The sequence below is a fragment of the Pseudomonas spelaei genome, assembly GCF_009724245.1.
Lineage (GTDB): Bacteria > Pseudomonadota > Gammaproteobacteria > Pseudomonadales > Pseudomonadaceae > Aquipseudomonas > Aquipseudomonas spelaei.
This window is the reverse complement of the sequence record NZ_WNNK01000021.1, coordinates 82,984-101,002: the sequence shown is the minus strand read 5'-3', so window position 1 is coordinate 101,002 and position 18,019 is coordinate 82,984. Positions and strand designations below refer to the sequence as shown.

At 61.4% G+C, this 18,019-nt stretch carries 17 protein-coding genes; 10 read left to right on the top strand and 7 right to left on the bottom strand.

The window, feature by feature from the left end; genetic code table 11:
• The first annotated feature begins 53 nt into the window (after positions 1-53).
• From GNF76_RS22350 to GNF76_RS22340, 3 genes are all read left to right on the top strand, one after another.
• Positions 54-656 (top strand): MiaE family protein, encoded by a 603-nt coding sequence (locus GNF76_RS22350; protein WP_155585247.1) that lies wholly within the window; start codon positions 54-56, stop codon positions 654-656.
• 176 nt (positions 657-832) lie between these two features.
• Positions 833-1,540, top strand: a complete 708-nt coding sequence (locus GNF76_RS22345) for a winged helix-turn-helix domain-containing protein (protein ID WP_155585246.1) — start codon at positions 833-835, stop codon at positions 1,538-1,540.
• Positions 1,541-2,818 carry an ATP-binding protein gene (locus GNF76_RS22340; RefSeq protein ID WP_155585245.1) on the top strand — a complete coding sequence of 426 codons (1,278 nt, stop codon included), beginning with the start codon at positions 1,541-1,543 and terminating at the stop codon, positions 2,816-2,818.
• Between the two features lie 89 nt (positions 2,819-2,907).
• Here GNF76_RS22340 and GNF76_RS22335 read toward each other — a convergent pair whose 3' ends face one another.
• The 6 genes from GNF76_RS22335 to GNF76_RS22310 all read right to left on the bottom strand — a co-directional run bounded on the left by GNF76_RS22335 (position 2,908) and on the right by GNF76_RS22310 (position 9,757).
• Positions 2,908-3,813, bottom strand: a complete 906-nt coding sequence (locus tag GNF76_RS22335; protein ID WP_155585244.1) for an HlyD family secretion protein — start codon at positions 3,811-3,813, stop codon at positions 2,908-2,910.
• Positions 3,810-4,562: an ABC transporter ATP-binding protein gene (locus GNF76_RS22330; protein WP_155585243.1), complete on the bottom strand. Its 753-nt coding sequence runs from the start codon at positions 4,560-4,562 to the stop codon at positions 3,810-3,812. Before GNF76_RS22330 ends, GNF76_RS22335 begins: the two co-directional genes overlap by 4 nt.
• Before the next feature lie 7 nt (positions 4,563-4,569).
• Complete coding sequence (locus tag GNF76_RS22325) at positions 4,570-5,697, bottom strand: ABC transporter permease (RefSeq protein WP_155585242.1); 1,128 nt, start codon at positions 5,695-5,697, stop codon at positions 4,570-4,572.
• Complete coding sequence (locus GNF76_RS22320) at positions 5,697-7,055, bottom strand: efflux transporter outer membrane subunit (RefSeq protein WP_178123490.1); 1,359 nt, start codon at positions 7,053-7,055, stop codon at positions 5,697-5,699. Before GNF76_RS22320 ends, GNF76_RS22325 begins: the two co-directional genes overlap by 1 nt.
• A 243-nt stretch (positions 7,056-7,298) precedes the next feature.
• Positions 7,299-9,122, bottom strand: a complete 1,824-nt coding sequence (locus GNF76_RS22315) for a serine hydrolase domain-containing protein (RefSeq protein WP_155585240.1) — start codon at positions 9,120-9,122, stop codon at positions 7,299-7,301.
• 143 nt (positions 9,123-9,265) lie between these two features.
• The gene (locus GNF76_RS22310) at positions 9,266-9,757 is read right to left on the bottom strand and encodes a GFA family protein (protein WP_155585239.1); all 492 of its coding nucleotides are present in this window, start codon (positions 9,755-9,757) and stop codon (positions 9,266-9,268) included.
• A 193-nt stretch (positions 9,758-9,950) separates the two neighbouring features.
• Between GNF76_RS22310 and GNF76_RS29825 the strand changes: the two genes are divergently transcribed.
• Positions 9,951-10,238, top strand: a complete 288-nt coding sequence (locus tag GNF76_RS29825) for a double zinc ribbon domain-containing protein (protein WP_155585238.1) — start codon at positions 9,951-9,953, stop codon at positions 10,236-10,238.
• On the opposite strand, the gene GNF76_RS22300 is transcribed toward GNF76_RS29825, so the two are convergent.
• Entirely contained in the window at positions 10,172-11,134 is a 963-nt protein-coding gene (locus tag GNF76_RS22300; RefSeq protein ID WP_379652596.1) for a LysR family transcriptional regulator, read from the bottom strand. The genes GNF76_RS29825 and GNF76_RS22300 overlap by 67 nt on opposite strands.
• A 127-nt stretch (positions 11,135-11,261) precedes the next feature.
• Between GNF76_RS22300 and GNF76_RS22295 the strand changes: the two genes are divergently transcribed.
• From GNF76_RS22295 to dctP, 6 genes are all read left to right on the top strand, one after another.
• Entirely contained in the window at positions 11,262-12,080 is an 819-nt protein-coding gene (locus tag GNF76_RS22295) for an HTD2 family dehydratase (protein WP_155585237.1), read from the top strand.
• Between the two features lie 28 nt (positions 12,081-12,108).
• The gene (locus GNF76_RS22290; protein WP_155585236.1) at positions 12,109-13,272 is read left to right on the top strand and encodes an acyl-CoA dehydrogenase family protein; all 1,164 of its coding nucleotides are present in this window, start codon (positions 12,109-12,111) and stop codon (positions 13,270-13,272) included.
• 10 nt (positions 13,273-13,282) lie between these two features.
• Positions 13,283-14,632 (top strand): MmgE/PrpD family protein, encoded by a 1,350-nt coding sequence (locus GNF76_RS22285; protein ID WP_155585235.1) that lies wholly within the window; start codon positions 13,283-13,285, stop codon positions 14,630-14,632.
• A 4-nt stretch (positions 14,633-14,636) separates the two neighbouring features.
• Positions 14,637-15,839 (top strand): CaiB/BaiF CoA transferase family protein, encoded by a 1,203-nt coding sequence (locus GNF76_RS22280; protein WP_379652599.1) that lies wholly within the window; start codon positions 14,637-14,639, stop codon positions 15,837-15,839.
• Between the two features lie 163 nt (positions 15,840-16,002).
• The gene (locus GNF76_RS22275; RefSeq protein ID WP_155585233.1) at positions 16,003-16,818 is read left to right on the top strand and encodes an HpcH/HpaI aldolase/citrate lyase family protein; all 816 of its coding nucleotides are present in this window, start codon (positions 16,003-16,005) and stop codon (positions 16,816-16,818) included.
• Between the two features lie 159 nt (positions 16,819-16,977).
• Positions 16,978-17,961 (top strand): C4-dicarboxylate TRAP substrate-binding protein DctP, encoded by a 984-nt coding sequence (gene dctP, locus GNF76_RS22270; RefSeq protein ID WP_155585232.1) that lies wholly within the window; start codon positions 16,978-16,980, stop codon positions 17,959-17,961.
• Positions 17,962-18,019 lie beyond the last annotated feature (58 nt).

Below are 18,019 nucleotides of genomic sequence, written 5' to 3'. Positions count from 1 at the left end.
TTATCCGTGAGCCTCATGTTCTTGACCCTTGTTGTTGTGCCGGAAGTGACCCGATGAACCTGCCGCAAATTCATGAATTCCTCGGCTGCCGTACGCCGGATGGCTGGGTCCAGGCCGCACTGGCGGATCAGGAAACCCTGCTGATCGACCACAAGAACTGCGAATTCAAGGCCGCCAGCACCGCCTTGAGCCTGATCGCCAAGTATCACTCCCATGTTGACTTGATCAACCTGATGTCGCGCCTGGCCCGGGAAGAGCTGGTGCACCACGAGCAAGTCATGCGCCTGATGAAAAAGCGCAAGATCGAGTTACGCCAACTGTCGGCCAGCCGGTATGCATCAGGTTTGCGCAAAGTGGTACGCAGCCATGAACCGGTCAAGCTGGTGGATACTCTGGTGGTCGGCGCCTTTATCGAAGCCCGCAGTTGCGAGCGTTTCGAAGCATTGGTGCCACATTTGGACGAAGAACTCGGCAAGTTCTACTTCGGCCTGCTGAAAAGCGAGGCGCGGCATTTCCAGGGTTATTTGAAGCTGGCCTATCAGTACGGCGACGCCAAGGACATTGCCCAGGTCATTGACCGAGTGCGGGCGGCAGAGCAGGAACTGATCGAATCACCGGACGTCGAGTTCCGCTTTCACAGCGGCGTGCCAGCCTGACGTTACGCAGACTGCGGACAATGTCTCGTTAAAGAGTGCGCTGGATTTGTTAAAAACTCTTAAAAGCATGAAGCTTCGTCGAAAACCTGCATTCAATGATGGCTACATGCTCTTAACCACCTGCGCTGACGCCTATAATACGCCCACTTCAATCTGCGTTAGCACACTGGGAATTTATGGAAAACTTGGGTCTTGGCAAGGTCTTGCTCGTTGAGGACGATCAGAAGCTGGCAGGGCTGATCGCGCATTTCCTTTCCCAGCATGGTTTCGAGGTGTTGGCGGTACACCGTGGCGATCTGGCGCTGGCCGCCTTCCTGGAGTTCAAGCCCAAGATCGTCGTGCTCGACTTGATGTTGCCTGGCCAGAGTGGCCTGCATGTGTGCCGCGAGATTCGCAATGTCTCCGACACCCCCATCGTAATCCTCACCGCCAAGGAAGATGACCTGGACCATATCCTGGGCCTGGAGTCCGGTGCCGACGATTATGTGATCAAACCGATCAAGCCGCCCGTGCTGCTGGCGCGTCTGCGTGCCTTGCAGCGGCGCCAGGTGCCGGAGCCGACCGTGCGCGGTTCCCTGGAGTTTGGCCGGCTGTCCATCGACCGCAGTTGCCGAGTGGTGAGCCTGGGTGACGAGAAAGTCGACCTGACCACCATGGAGTTCGAACTGCTGTGGTTGCTGGCCAGCAGCGCCGGGAAAATCCTCTCCCGTGATGACATCCTCAACCGCATGCGCGGGATTGCCTTCGATGGGCTCAACCGCAGCGTCGACGTCTACATCAGCAAGCTGCGCGGCAAACTTAATGATAATCCCAGGGAGCCGGTGTGCATCAAGACCATCTGGGGCAAGGGCTATTTGTTCAATCCGTTCGCCTGGGAGGTCTAGATGTTACGGCTGTTTCTACGCCTGTATGTGATTCTGGCCCTGGGGCTGGCGGGGGCGATCTGGCTGGTGAACTTTACCTTCGATGAGCTGATGCCTGAGGCCAACGAGACCTATAACCGCGAGGCAATGCGTGGGCCGATGTATGGCGTAGTGGAGCAACTGCGGCCGGTGCCTGATGCCGCGCGTGCCGGCCGCCTGGCCGAGCTGCAAACCCATTACGGGCTGCATCTGGCGTTGATGCCGCGCAGTTCGGCGGGGTTGACCGAGCGCGAGCAGCAACTGTTGGCCGCTGGGCAGGTGGTGGTACGTGGGGACTTCATGGAGTTCATTGCCGATATCGACGGCGGCCCGCAACTGCTTAATGTCAAGCTGCCGGAAGAGCCCAAATGGCTGTACCTGTGGGCCTATGGCTTCCTCGGTGTGAGCCTGGCGCTGGTCCTGTATTTCTGGGTTCGCCCCCATTGGCGCGATCTGGAACACATCCGCCTGGCGGCCCAGCGTTTTGGTGATAATGACCTGGGGTCGCGGATCCTCTTGCCACGGCGCTCCACCGTGCGCGAATTGGCCGGGCACTTTAACCAGATGGCCGAGCGCATCGAAAGCCTGATCGCCAACCAGCGGGAATTGACCAACGCGGTTTCCCACGAGCTGCGTACGCCGATTGCGCGGTTGTCGTTCGAGCTGGATCAGTTGAAACAACAGGCCGACCCACGGCAGAGCCGCGCACTGATTGCTGATATGTACGCTGACCTGGGCGAGTTGGAAGAAATGGTCTCGGAACTGTTGACCTACGCCAGCCTTGAGCGTGGCGCCACGCAGGTCACGCGGGAAAATATCGAGGCGCACAGCTGGCTCGACAGCGTGATTGGCAGTGTCGCCCTGGAGGCGGAAGCGGCTGGGGTGCAGTTGCTGTTGCGTACCTGTGAAGTCGACTACATCCGCATTGAACCGCGTTTCATGGCGCGGGCAGTGATTAACCTGCTGCGTAATGCCATTCGTTATGCCGACCATCGCGTTGAGGTGTCGTTGGTGAAGTTTGGCGCAGGCTATGAAGTGCGGGTTAACGATGATGGTCCTGGAGTGCCGCTGGATGGCCGGGCGAAGATCTTCGAACCCTTCCTGCGCCTGGATGCCAGCCGTGACCGCCGTACCGGTGGCTTCGGCCTCGGGTTGGCGTTGGTGAAGCGGGTCAGCCAGTGGCATGGCGGGCAGGTTGAAGTGCTGGATTCGGAGTGGGGCGGTGCGTCATTTCGGATGACGTGGGCGCATGTCGACTAATTCAGACAACGGCTTGTATCTACGGGGGGATGGCGGCTCGTCAGCGGTGGTCCTGGCACACTTGGGTGCCAGGACTACAACGCCAGAAACTACTGCGCCCCAAACCGCACAAGCATGCGTTGACCCACGCGCAGTGACGCAGGCGCAGGCTGGTCGAAGGCCAATATGCATTCAACGGTACGCATGTTGGCCCGTACCTGCGGATCGTCTTCGAGGGTGCTGTTGCCCAATACGGCACTGATGCGCACCACATGGGCGGACAGCGGCGGTGAGTCGTTGCCGCTCTCGTCCGATATTTCGGCTTTCATCCCGGGAAGTACCGCACCAACAAATGACTCGTTCAACTCGGCTCGCACGATACGTGCCTGGTTCGGCAACAGGATGAAGGCGGGTCCTGACTGGAACGAGACGGCGGCGCCAGGCTGGATCAGGCGTCGAACCACTTCAGCGTCGACCGGTGCATAGAGGCTGCGTTGCGCCAGCTCATAGCGTGCGGTGGTGAGCTTTCTGGTGGCTGTTTCGGCGTCCCCACGGTTCTTCTCAATGTCGTCGTGCAGTTGGGCGGCGGCTTCCCGAGCGTCATCGGCGCTCTGGCCATCTCCAGCACCCGCCGCGGCCGCCTTCGCCAGGCGAGTGGCCTTCTGGTCGGCAAACTTGAAGCGTCTTTCCAATTGCTTGGCTTGAACCTGAACCTGTTGTTGCTCGGCCTGGGCGGCACTGACTGCCAACCGTGCCAGTTCGCTGTCCAGCGATGACAGTAACTGACCTTTTCGGACGTGGTCGCCTTCTTTGATCTTGATATCGGCCACGATGCCGTCGCGGGTAACACCCAGCTTGAGCAGGCCACCTTCAACATCCACACGGCCACGGGCAACCGCCAGGTACGTCGCTGATGAGGCGGTTGTTTTAGCGGGGGCGTCTTCTCGGGGGCAACCGGTCAGGAAGAAACAGGCGCTGATCAGGACAAGCCAAGGGTGCAGTGAACGCGAATTCATACGGAGTGTTCCTGGGGGCCGGTAGCGTTGACCGGCCGGAGGTGAGGGGGGTGATCGCTGATGATGCGGCCGTCTTCAATGGCTAACACACGGTCGGTGTGGCTCACGAGGCGAGGGTCGTGGCTGACACACAGCACGGTCGTACCGTGCTCGCGTGCGATGCGGTGCAAGATATCGATCACGACCTGGCCGTTGGCGGCGTCCAGGGCGCTGGTGGGTTCGTCGGCGAACAGCAACTCGGGCTCCTTGGCCACGGCGCGGGCGATGGCCACGCGCTGTTTTTCGCCGCCGGACAACTCGGCAGGGCGCAGTTTCATGCGCGCGCCAAGACCGACTTCTTCCAGCGCCTGAGCCGCCCGCCGGTGCACTTCCTTCGTCGTAAGCCCCAGGTAGCTCAAGGGCAACTCGACCTGCTGCAGCGCCGTCAAGGCGGGGAACAGGTTGAAACCCTGGAATACGAACCCGGTGTGGTGCAGGCGAAAGCGCTCCAGTGCCCGGGCGTCGAGCGTTCCCAGGTCTTGTCCCAGGGCCATGACGCAGCCTTGGTCGGGTCGCTGCAAGCCGCTGAGAATGGCCAGCAGCGTGCTTTTCCCGCAACCGGAAGGTCCCGAGATCAAGGTCAGCTCGCCAGGCCGTATCGCCAGGGTGATGTCATGCAGCACCGTGCTGGCAACCTGGCCTGATGTAAACGACTTACTGATACCGCTGGCCTGCAGGGTGAAGGGTGTTGTCGTTGTCAGGTGGTTCATGGGCTGTTTATCTCAGAAGGCTTGTCGGGTCGGCATGGCGCAGCGTGCGGATGGCGGCCAGGCCGGACACCAGGACCAGGGCCATGCTCAAGAGCAGACAAGCCAGGGCCGCCACGGGCGAGAGCGCCACGGGAACGTTGTAGTAATGAGCAAGGGCGAAGAACAGGCAGGCCAGGACCGTGCTGCCCAGCAATCCCAATGCTCCCACCCAGAACGCTTGTTCCATCACCACTTTGCGCAGCGCTGTCACGCCGACGCCGAGGGCGTTCAAAGTCGCGTATTCGCGGATCGACCCAATGACGGCAGCCACCAGGGTCTGGCTGGTAATCACGGCCCCCACCAGGAACACGATTGCGGCTAAAAACAGTACGCCGGCTCCGGCCCCGGTATCGAACATCCAGTACGTCTGTGAGCGTTGAGCGAACTGGTCTGCGGTCCAGACGGCGTAGCTGCCGAAGGCCGACGCGCCGCCAAGGCGCGCGGCAACCGCATCCGCCTGGCTCGGGTCGCGTATTTTGGCCACCAGGTAGGTAATGCGATCAGCGGCGACGGTATCGAGTTGGCGAGCGGTCGCCAGGGAAGCCACCACGTTGACTCCACCCAATGCCCGCAATCCGCTCGTGACGCCGACCACACGCACCCGATGACCGTTGATGGTGGCGGCCTCTCCCAGGTTGACGCCCAGGCTGTCCAGGTCGGCGCGGTCAACGATGACCGCCCCCGGCTCATTCAGACGCACCCGCAGTGCGGTGGGCAGTACGCGGTCGAACATCAGGCCTTGTGGCCCGGCATCGATACCGGAGACAAAGACCGAAACGCCTCCTGTGTCACGAGCGCCGCGCCAATCGGCATCCACCCAGCGGAATGACTCCACCTTGAGCACATCGGGATCCATGCGCAAACGCATCTCCACGCCGGCGTCGATCGGTCGGCCCAGGTTGACGCTTTGGGTGCCGGGATAACCCACCCAGAGATCGGCGGTGGAGCCGGTGATGTATACGCTGGCGCTGCTGAAGATACCCAGTACCAGTGCCGTCTGAAGCAATTGCAGCAGTCCGGCGAAGCCCACGGCAATCATTGCCGGCAGGAAGCGACGCCACTCATGGATCAGCGTTTGACGGGCGAGCGCAACCATCAGTCAGTATCCTTGAGAGACGTTGCCGGCAGCGGCGCACCGCCGAGAGCCTTATAGAGCGCGACGTAGGCAATGTTACGCTCGGCACTGGCCCTGTCGACCTGGTGCTGGGCGCGCAGTTTTTCCACCTGTGCATTGCTCAGGTCCAATGTGCTCAACAGTCCCAGTCCGGCCTGTTGCTGCAGCGCATCCAGACGGGTTTGCGTGGCGGTATAAGCCTGTCGGGATGATTGCTCACGCACACGCAATTGCTCCAGGTCACCCATGGCGGTTTCGGTTTCAGCAATGCCTTCCAATACCGATTGCCGATACGCCAGGACGGCGGCCTGCATTTGGTGGTCCTTGGCTTTCGCATTGGCGACACGCTGGCCCCAGTCGAACAAGGGAATGCTGATCCCAGGTCCTGCAGAGAAAATGCTGTTGCCGCTGGGCGTCTTGCGGCGATTGCTGGCAATGTTCAACGACCACTGCAGTGAGGTACCGAAGCTGATGTGCGGGTAGATATCGGCCCGGCTCATGCCAAGTTCTCCGGCCGCGACAATCACTTCGGCTTCGGCGCTGGCAATTTCCGGGCGCGTGCGCAGCAGGTCAGTCGGTACGCTATTGAGTTGCCAGTGACCAAGTGTCGGTGGCGGTCCGGGTTGTAGCCAGAGAGGGTCTGGCTCGTTCTGGCCGGACAACACCGCCAACTGCTGCGCACTGCGGTTTATCCGTTGGCGCGGACGGGTCAGGGCCATCTGTGCCTGCGCCAGCTCAACCTGTGCCGCCGCTACGTCTGAGTGCGGTGCCAGGGCGAGCTGTTCGCGAACGAGTAGCAGCGCCAGCTTTTCATGCTGGATGTCGCGGATGGCCGCGAGGGTGTGTTCCATTTGTTGCGCTGCCCGCAACTCGATCCAGCGCCGGCTGACTTCGGCCACGAGTGACACCTGTACCCTGCGCAAATCGGTTTCCACCAACGTCTTGTTGCCCTGGGCGAGGCGATCAGCACTTTGTTTCGCGCCAAACAACGGGAGCTCCCATACCGAATCGAAACCGATCAGGAAGTAGGAGGTGCTGGTATCCGGGCTGACGGCATCCTTGGTATTGATGCTCAGAGAGGGCAAGTAGGGTGACTGCGCGTGTTGGCTGATGACCCGGATGGCGCGCAAGCGCTCTACCGCTTGGGCGACGTCTAAATTGTTCTGTAACGCTCGATCCACGAGGGCATTGAGCTGGGGATCGTTGAACGCCTGCCACCATTGATTCAGATCGGGTTGCTGGGGCGACAGAGGGCGTTGTGCGTTGCGCCATGCATCTGGCGTCGGCGGTTTCAACTCCGGCAGTGGTGCTACGGAGCATCCTGCAAGCGCTACTAACACTAACGAGAGTGCGCAGAGCGACCGGCAAGAATGCAATCTGTTAAGAGGCTTGATAGTCGTTCCCCAAAATGTACAGGTACTGCGCTATTGGTACGATGAAAACTGCAATCCACTGACACGTGTGGTATGTCATTGATCGATCAATGTTTAGTGTGACGTCGGGGCGTAACTTACCCGCAGGCGACGTTCAGTTCTGTAGGGAAATTGTATTGGCGCGCAATCACGCTTTTTTTCGTCCGTGGTTTAGAAACTCAAGTTGATGTGGGGTGAATCGGTACGCTTGAAGCGGTAGCCCGAGGCGCTGAGGCCGTTGACCTGGCGGCTCACGGTGTCGCCCAGGCCATAGCCGTTGCCGGCCAGTACCGCGTGGGCGTTGTCCACCGGCAACAGGATGTAATCGGTCAAGGGCTCGTCATGCAACTGCCCGCGAATCACCAGGAAACCTTCTTCCAGGCGCACGCTGATGCCGCTCAGCGGGGCATCGGGCTCGTGAGTGTTAAGCACTTGATACGTACCGACAGTGTTGGCCCAGGCGCCGGTCAGTGGTGTTGGCTCGATCCGCTCGCCCACCGGTACTCGTTGGCCATGACTCTTGGCGATCAGTACCTGGCGTCCTTGAACGGTCACCACATCCAGCTGAACCCGGCCCAACTCGCCCAGGTCCTTGAGCCAGAATCCGAGGAATTTTTTCTGGGCACGCAGCCAGTCATGATCATCGCGCAGCAGTTCGAAGCGGGTGTCGGATAGCTCACCGTGCAACTGGCCGTCTTCATCCTTGATGCGCAAGACGCCCCAGGAGGTGGCATAGAAACCGGCCAGGCGCTTGCGGTCGATAGCAGCGGGGATACGCCGATGATCCTTGCCGCCGGCCGGATTCTGGCAATTGTCGGCGCAGGCGACCTCTCCGGTCTGCGCCTGGAGCATCATGCGCAGGGCATGCGTGGCCAGGGACGCGACCATGTCTTCGGCGTTGCTGTCGTTGGCCATGATGATCACAGCCAACTGCTGGTCCGGCAGCATCGTCAGTTGAGCGGCGAAGTCGTCGCCGGCACCGCTGTGCTGATACGTGCGCACGCCGGGAGCGACCGGTTCATCGCCACAGGGCGCAAGAAACCAGCCCAGGCCGATCTTGCAGTCGAAGTCGAGTACGTTACCGACGTTTTGCTGCGTGAACATTTCGTTGATGGATGCATCGTCCAGCACACGCTTGCCTTTGTAGTTGCCTTGGGCGAACAGCATCTGCACGTAATGGCTGAGGTCCTTGGGGCTGGCCCACAAACCGCTGGCGGCGAGGTCGCGGATCTGGGCGTCGGCGCTGGCAGTACCGTCCTGATAACCCTGTGAACGGTTCCCGACTTCAGTATTGCTGCCAACAAAACTGGATTGGTTCATCTCCAGAGGTTTCAACAAACTGCGCTGCAGCTGGACCTCGAAGTCTTGTCCGGCACTGCGCTCGATGGCTGCGCCCACCAGCGAATAACCCAGGTTGGAGTAGGCCACCTGAGTGCCGGGTGGCGTGCTCAGCCAGACGCCCGAGACCCGCATCGGCATCTGGCTCATGGCGAACCCGCTGCGCAGGTCCCGCAGGTGTTCACTGGGCAGCCCGGACTGGTGGCTGAGCAAGCGACGCAAGGTGACGTCGCGGTCGGCGGCGCTTTGGTCGGCGTGAAAGCGCGAGCGTACGTAGAACTCCTTGAGGGTGTCTTGAATCGGCGTATCGAGGGCCAGGCGGTTTTGCTCGACCAACTGCAAGGCGGCGCTGGCCGTGATCAGCTTGGAAATCGCCCCCGCGCGGAACGCGGTATTGGGCGACACCGGCACGCCCCGAGCCTTGTCGGCATAACCGAAGCCGCGGGCCCAGATCAGCTCCTGGCCGTTGACCAGGGCAATGGACAACCCCGGTACGTTATAGCGCGCCATTTCCAGGGGAATGCGGTTTTGCAGGTAGCGAATGATTGCACCGTAGTCGCCCTTGGGAATGGGCGGCGCTGCCGGCGGCTGTGCGTGGCAGCCGATGCTGCTCAGCAGACAGCCCAGCAGCGGAATACTGCGCAACGTGCGAAACATGACGAACACCCGGAAGGTAATTTGGATGCTCGAATGCTACGCAGCGCCTGTCCAACAGTCTTTGAGAGCTTTGTCTGGAAACTGTCAAAGAGTGTTAAGAGGATGAATGTGTGGTGTTGGTGGCGAGCAGTCAGATCCACTCCTCAGGGCGACACCAACCCCAACCGCTCATGCCACTGCGCAATCGATTCCTCGGGATATTCCTCAAATTGCTGATCCCCCGGTCGCACGGACACTTCCACCCACGGCGCCTTGGACCCCAACATCAAATGCGTATGTTCCGGCGGTACCGGCAGTGGTGTGTCGATGGCCGATGCAAACGGATGAATCAACTCCGGCCACTCGGGGCTGAACAGCCACAGCGCCGTACCGCACTGCGAGCAGAAATGCCGTTCAGCGCTGCTGGCATGAAAGCGGCGGTCACCCGGCGCCTTCATCCGGGCGTGGTAGATCGAGATCTGTTTGCGCCCGCGCACTTTCAAACTGTCGGCATCACCCCCGAGGTTGATCGCATAACCGCCGCCGCCCTGGGTCTTGCGGCAGATCGAGCAGTAACAGCGCTGGTAAGGGTAGGGGTGAAGACTGGTCAAGCTGAACGTGACGGCGCCGCAATGGCAGGAACCTTCGAGCAACATGGGACTGTCTCCTTCATGCAGGGTGGGCGTCTTTCACAGGGTAGCCGGCAGCTTCTGCTTGGCAACGTTTTCACATCGACATGAGGGTGGTGTTGATTTATTCGGTTGACTCTATAGTTACTTCAGGGTTTTTACTGCGGCTACGGGCATGTCATCCGATGCGCCAGGGTCTTGAATTCATGGAGTCATCATCATGAGCTTTTTCAAAAAAATGCTGGGCGGTCATCACGGCTCTGGCGGCCACGGTTCCAATGGTGGGCACGGTTCCAATGGCGGTCGCCATGGACAGTACAGCCAAGGCGTGACACCGACGGACACGGGCGGTACCCGTTGCCCAGGCTGCCGGGTGATGAATCCCGATGACGCACGCTTTTGCAGGCAATGCGGCACCTCACTCGTGCCGGCAGCCTGTGTTCAGTGTGGTTCGGTGATGGTGGCCGGCGCCAAGTTTTGCGCGCAATGCGGCACGGCCTCTGCCTGAGGTGAACCACCCGGTTCCGGCATCAACGTGGCGATCAACGCGCGAATGGTGCCGGGCAAGGCTTCCAGCTCCCGCACCAGGATGCTGCGCTCGCGCATCGCCCAGCTTTCATCGAGCTTGATGGTGACCAGTTGCATGGTCCGGCTGTGCCGTACGGCAGCGGATTCGGGGATGATGCCGATGCCCACGCCGGCCTCGACCATTCGGCAGATCGCCTCGAAACTCGACACCTGAATCCGCAGTGACAAGTGCTTGCCGAGCCGTTCCACATGCTCGCGCAAGAAACTCAGCAGGGTGCTGCCTTCGTGCAGGCCGATATGTTGATAAGCCAGGGTTTGCTCCAGCGTCACCGATGGGTGATCCGCCAAGGGGTGACCTGTGGGCACCATCAGTACCAGGTGATCAGTGCTGAAGTGCAGCACTTGCAAGCCTGCAGCCTCTACCGGGCCGGCGATGATGCCCATGTCGCTGGTGCCGTCGAGCACGCCGCGGACGATGTCCCGGGACAGGCGCTCTTGCAGGTCCACGGTGACGCCGGGGCGTTTGGAGAGGAAGCCGGCGAGCACTTCCGGCAGAAATTCGGTCACCGCCGTGGTGTTGGCGAAGATGCGGATATGCCCGGCCGAGTCAACGCCGTATTGGGTGAACTCGCTCTTGAGGTAATCCACCTGGCGCATGATCAATCGGGCGTGGTGCAGCAGCCGCTCGCCGGCCGGGGTGATCTCCACGCCACGGCTGTCGCGGTACAGCAGGCGGGTTTCCAGTTGGCCTTCCAGGGCTTTGATTCGTGCGCTGGCGGCGGCGGGCGAGAGGAACGCACGTTTGGCGCCCTGGGTCAGGCTCGGGGACTCGGCGATATGGATAAACAGGCGCAAGTCGGCCAGATCGAAGTGCATGGAAGTCTCCCGAATAAGTCAGCGGCGTTCAGCATAGCCGAACGCTGCTTTATTGAAATGCAAATTCTCAGAACGGCGAATGGCTTGCATGATCCGGACAGATTCCCTGCCCGAGGACATGCACCTGATGAGCGCCACAGACTGGATCGGCCGTAGCGAAACCGCCCACGACCACTTGAGCCACAACCTGCTCAAACGTATCGCTGCGACCTTGGGTGAGGCGGTACCCGCCGACGGCGAGCCTGTCCCGCCATTGTGGCAATGGTGTTTTTTCCAGGACCCGCTGCCGGAATCTGCCCTGGGCAGCGACGGTCATCCGGCCCGTGGCGGCTTCTTGCCGCCGGCCGATAATCGCAACCGCATGTGGGCTGGTGGGCGCATCGAGTTTTTCCATGCCTTGCGCGCCGGTGAGTCCGCCAGCCGCGTGTCCACCATCACCCAGGTGGAAGAAAAAACCGGCCGCACCGGCTCGCTGCTGTTTGTCACCGTGCGCCATGACTATTCCCAGGACGGCCGCCTGGCGATCCGCGAAGAACAGGACATCGTCTACCGCGAACCGACGCCACCCAAGCAGGGCAATGGCGATGTGTTGCCCCAGGGCGATTGGCGCGAAGCCGTCGATCCCACCCCGACCTTGCTGTTCCGCTACAGCGCCGTGACCTTCAACGGCCACCGCATTCATTACGACTACCCCTATGTCACCGGCACTGAAGGTTATTCGGGCCTGGTGGTGCACGGCCCGCTGATTGCCACCCTGAGCCTGCGTGCGTTTTGCCGCGCCCATCCCGAGGCGACCTTGCGCCGCTTTGCCTATCGCGGCGTGCGCCCGTTGATTGCTCCGCAGCCCTTTGACGTCGGCGGACGCATCACCGCGCCCGGTGTCGCCGAACTCTGGGCCGGCAACGCTGATGGCTTGGCCCAGCGCGCCGACCTTTCTTTCGAATAGCCCCATAACAACAGGCGGAGAGCCGTTAATGAATCCCAACGACAACGACGAACTGAACGCTATCCGCGAAGGCGTGCGCGCCTTGTGTGCCGAGTTCGATGCTGCCTACTGGCGCAAGGTTGATGAAGAAAAGGGCTTCCCTGAAGCCTTCGTCAAGGCCCTGACCGACGCTGGCTGGCTGGCGGCGATGATTCCCGTGGAATACGGCGGCTCAGGTTTGGGCCTGGCCGAAGCCTCGGTGATCCTCGAAGAAGTGAACCGCTGCGGCGGTAACTCCGGCACTGTTCACGGCCAGATGTACAACATGTTCACCTTGCTGCGCCACGGCAGCGAGGCGCAGAAAAGTTTCTACCTGCCGAAACTGGCCAGCGGTGAGTTGCGCCTGCAATCGATGGGCGTCACCGAGCCCACCACCGGCACCGACACCACCAAGATCAAGACCACCGCCATCAAGCGTGGCGACAAATACGTGATCAACGGCCAAAAGGTGTGGATCTCACGGGTTCAACACTCCGACCTGATGATCCTGCTGGCACGCACCACGCCGCTGGCCGAGGTCAAGAAGAAGTCCGAAGGCATGTCGATCTTCCTGGTGGACCTGCGTGACGCCATTGGCAACGGCCTGACCGTGCAACCCATCGCCAACATGGTCAACCACGAAACCAACGAGCTGTTCTTCGACAATCTTGAGTTGCCTGAAGACAGCCTGATTGGCGAGGAGGGCAAGGGCTTTCGCTACATCCTTGACGGCCTGAATGCCGAGCGCACGTTGATCGCCGCCGAATGCATCGGTGACGGCCGCTGGTTTATCGAGAAGGCCAGCGCCTATGCCCGTGATCGTGTGGTGTTTGGCCGGCCCATCGGGCAGAACCAGGGTGTGCAGTTCCCGATTGCCGAAGCCCATATCGAAATCGAAGCGGCGGACCTGATGCGCTGGCGTGCCTGCGCGGAATACGACATCGGTGCCAACGCCGGGGCCAGCGCCAATATGGCCAAGTACCTGGCGGCCAAGGCCTCCTGGGAAGCGGCCAACGCTTGCCTGCAAACCCATGGCGGCTTTGGCTTTGCCTGCGAATACGACGTGGAGCGCAAATTTCGCGAGACCCGCCTGTACCAGGTGGCGCCGATTTCCACCAACCTGATCCTGTCCTACGTGGCCGAGCATCTGCTCGAGCTGCCGCGCAGCTTCTGAGGGCCTGACCATGAGCCATACCCAAGCCCTGTGCCGATTCCTGGCTGCGCTGGATTACGAACAACTGCCCGACCACGTGCTGGCCCGCACCGAGGACCTGTTTCTCGACTGGCTCGCTTCGGCGCTGGCCAGCCAAGGCGCACATCCGATCCCATTGTTCGAGCGTTATGCCCGGAAGATGGGCCCGGCCACCGGACCTGCGCAAATCATCGTCAACGGCGCCAGCAGCAGTGCGTATTTCGCCGCATTGGTGAACGCCGCCTCGTCGCACCTGGTGGAGCAGGACGACTTGCACAACAGTTCGGTCCTGCACGCAGCAACCGTGGTGTTTCCAGCGGTATTTGCGGCGGCGCAGGATCTTGGCAAGTCAGGCCGTGAGCTGTTGCTGGCCTCGGTGGCCGGCTACGAGGCGGGGATTCGCATCGGTGAATTCATGGGCCGCTCCCATTATCGAATCTTCCACACCACGGCCACCGTCGGCACCCTGGCCGCCGCCGTCGCGGTGGGCAAGTTGCTGGATTTCAACGAAGAGCAGTTCATCAACCTGTTGGGCAGCGCCGGCACCCAGGCTGCCGGATTATGGGAGTTCCTGCGGGACGCTGCCGACTCCAAGCAGTTGCATACCGCCAAGGCCGCTGCCGATGGCTTGCTGGCGGCATATTTGACGGCAGACGGCCTGACCGGTGCGCGCAATATTCTGGAGGGCGATCAGGGTCTGGCGGCGGGCATGTCCACCGACGCCGACCCAAGCAAATTGTCCGATCGCCTGGGCAGTCGCTGGGCCCTGCTGGAAACCTCGTTCAAGTTCCACGCGTCTTGCCGTCACACCCACCCGGCTGCCGATGCGCTGTTGGGTTTGATGCAGCGTGAAGGCCTCAGCCATGAGCAGATCGCCCACGTAGAAACCCGCGTTCACCAAGGCGCCATCGACGTATTGGGCCGCGTGAGCGTGCCGCAGAGCGTACACCAGGCCAAGTTTTCCATGGGCACTGTGTTGGGTCTGATCGCCGTACATGGCAAGGCTGGGTTGACCGAATTCCAGGCGTTTGCGCTTAACGATTCGAACGTGTCGGCGTTTCGCGACAAGGTCGGCATGACCCTGGACCGCGAAGTCGATGGTGCCTATCCGCAGCGCTGGCTGGGCCGGGTGGTGCTCACCACGGTTGACGGTCGTGTGTTGCACGGCGCTATCGACGAACCCAAGGGCGATCCGGGCAACACGCTGAGCCGGGAAGAACTGGCTGACAAGTTCCAGCGTCTGACCCGGTTCAGTGGCGCCCGCACGCCTGCGCAGAGCGGTGAGCTGATCCAGAAGGTTTGGGATCTGCGCAACGCCGTGTCTCTGGACCATTGGCTTTAGGGGAATCGTCATGACTGCTAATCAACGACCGTTGGACGGCATCACTGTCGTCAGCCTGGAACACGCGATTGCTGCACCGTTTTGCACCCGCCAGTTGGCCGATTTGGGTGCCCGTGTCATCAAGATCGAGCGCCCTGGTGCCGGTGACTTTGCTCGAGGTTATGACGAGCGCGTGCGTGGCCTGGCCTCGCATTTCGTCTGGACCAACCGCTCCAAGGAAAGCCTGACCCTGGACCTCAAGCAGGACGAGGCGGGCGACATCCTCGAGCACCTGCTGGCCGACGCCGATGTGTTGGTGCAGAACCTTGCGCCGGGTGCAGCGTCGCGCATGGGGTTGTCATTTGAAGCGTTGCATGAGCGCTTTCCACGGCTGATCGTCTGCGACATTTCTGGCTACGGCGAGGGCGGCCCTTATGAGAAGAAAAAAGCCTACGACCTGCTGATCCAGAGCGAAGGCGGTTTTCTCTCGGTGACCGGTGGCCCGGGTGACGACCAGATGGCCAAGGCCGGTTGCTCCATCGCCGATATCTCCGCCGGGATGTATGCCTACAGCGGGATTCTTTCGGCGTTGCTGCTGCGGGGCAAAACCGGGAAGGGCAGTCGCATCGACGTCAGCATGCTCGAAAGCCTGGTGGAGTGGATGGGCTACCCGATGTACTACGCCTTCGACGGCGCCCCCCAGCCGCCGCGTGCCGGTGCGGCCCATTCGACGATTTATCCCTACGGGCCGTTTCCCACCGGTGACGGCGGCACGGTGATGCTCGGCCTGCAGAACGAGCGCGAGTGGGCGGCGTTTTGTGACAAGGTTCTGCTGACTCCAGGACTGGCGGCTGACGAACGTTTCTCGGCGAACTTCAAGCGCTCGGCCAACCGTGAAGTGCTGCGCCAGATCATCGTCGACAGTTTCGCTCAACTGACGGCGGAGGCGGTGATCCAGCGTCTGGAAGAAGCGCAGATCGCCAGTGCCCGGGTCAACGACATGCAGGGCGTATGGGACCACCCGCAACTCAAGGCCCGCGACAGCTGGCGCGAAGTCGACAGCCCGGCGGGCAAGTTGCCGTCGCTGCTGCCGCCGGCCCGCAATGCGGCGTTTACCCCAAGGATGGACGGCGTGCCGGGGCTCGGGCAGCACACCGAGGCGATTCTCAAAGGCCTGGGTTACTCGACCGAAACCCTTGAACAATTAAGAGCACGTCGAGTCGTGTAGCCGCTGCTGGCACGACGCTGCGCTGGCTGTAGCCGCTGTCGAGGTACGAGGCTGCGATGGGCTGCGCAGCGGCCCCAGAGGGCGGTCCTGCGGACGCGCATCGCAGCCTCGTGCCTCGGCAGCGGCTACAGAATTCGAGATGTTTAGAAGAAGGAATATAGGTATGTCCCATCCCATAGTGCGCTCTGCACTGTTCGTCCCCGGCAGCCGCCCCGAGCGTTTTGCCAAGGCGTTGGCCAGCGGCGCCGACGCGGTGATTGTCGATTTTGAAGACGCAGTTGAAGAACCACTCAAGCGCCAGGCCCGGGACAACCTCGGGGTGTTTTTGCAGGCAACACCAGGGGCCCGTGTGTGGGTGCGGATCAACGCGCCCGAACATCCCGAGCACTTTGCCGACGTCGCGTTCTGCCAGGCGCATGCCGAGGTGGCGGGCGTGTTGCTGCCCAAAGTGGAAAGCGCGGCCCAGGTGGCGGTGGTGGCCGCGACGGGCAAGGCCATCTGGCCGATCATCGAAAGTGCGCGAGGCTTGCTGGCGGTGGCTGAAATCGCCCATGCGCCGCAGGTCGAGCGCCTGTCGTTTGGCGGCCTGGACCTGGCGCTGGACTTGAACCTGAGCAGCAACTCCCCGGCGGCGCACTTTGCCCTGGACCAGGCGCGCCTGGCGCTGATCGTGCACTCGCGCGCCGCCGGGCTGGTGGCGCCGCTGGATGGTGTACACCCGGCCATCGACGACCCTGAAGGCCTGCGTCGCTCGATTCGGCATGCCTATGAAATGGGCTTCGCCGGGGCGCTGTGTATCCATCCCAAGCAAGTGGCGGTGATTCACCAGGCGCTGGCTCCCAGTGCCGAGGACCTGGCCTGGGCAAAACGGGTGGTGGCGGCGGGTGCCCACGGGGCCGGGGCGTACCAGCTGGACGGGCAGATGGTGGATGCGCCGGTGTTGTTGCGAGCGCAAAGATTACTGGCAGCACAGCTCTAAAAATGTGGGAGCAGGCAAGCCAGCTCCCACCTGGATTTTGGATTGTCTGCCAGGTTGGCGTTCGTCCACGCCGAACGCAGGTATCTAAAATTCGAAATTCTCTATACGCGTGACATCAGGCACCTTGCCCTATAACACAACAATAAGAAGGTGAATTCCATGCTCAAGCTTTCTCGGGCGCTGTTCTGCGCCGCCACCTTGTTTGCCGCGGGCCTGGCCCAGGCGGCGGACCCGATTGTGATCAAGTTCGCCCACGTAGTCGCTGAAAACACCCCAAAAGGCCAGGGCGCGCTGCTGTTCAAGAAACTCGCGGAAGAGCGCCTGCCGGGCCGGGTCAAGGTCGAGGTTTACCCGAACTCGTCACTGTTCGGCGATGGCAAGGAGATGGAAGCCCTGCTGCTGGGCGACGTGCAGATGCTGGCACCGTCCCTGGCCAAGTTCGAGCAGTACACCAAGCAGGTGCAGATCTATGACCTGCCATTCCTGTTCAATGACCTGGCCGCCGTCGACCGTTTCCAGGCGGCCCAAGGCAAGGCATTGCTGACCTCGATGCAGGACAAGAACATCCTCGGCCTGGCCTATTGGCACAACGGCCTCAAGCAATTGTCGGCCAACAAGGCCCTGCGTGAACCCAAGGATGCTCGTGGCCTTAAGTTCCGCGTGCAGGCATCCAGTGTGCTGGAAGAACAGTTCAAGGCGATCCGCGCCAACCCGCGCAAAATGAGTTTTGCCGAGGTCTATCAGGGCTTGCAGACCGGCACCGTCAACGGTACCGAGAACACCTGGTCGAACTATGAAAGCCAGAAGGTCAACGAGGTGCAGAAGTACTTCACCGAGTCCAACCATGGCCTGATCGACTACATGGTGATCACCAACGCCAAATTCTGGAACGGCCTGCCACCGGACGTCCGCACCACGCTTGACCAGGTCATGGTTGAGGTCACCGTCGAGGTGAACAAACAGGCCGAAGCGCTGAACCAGTCGGCCAAGCAGAAGATCATCGACGCCAAGACCAGCGAAATCATCGAACTGACTCCGGAGCAACGCCAGCTCTGGCGCGAAGCTATGCGCCCGGTGTGGAAGAAGTTCGAAGGTGAAATCGGTGCTGACCTGATCCAGGCGGCGGATGCTTCCAACCAGTAACGGCTAGCTGACGGGACCGGCTTCTGTGGGAGCCGGGCTTGTCGGATCCCACAGGTTG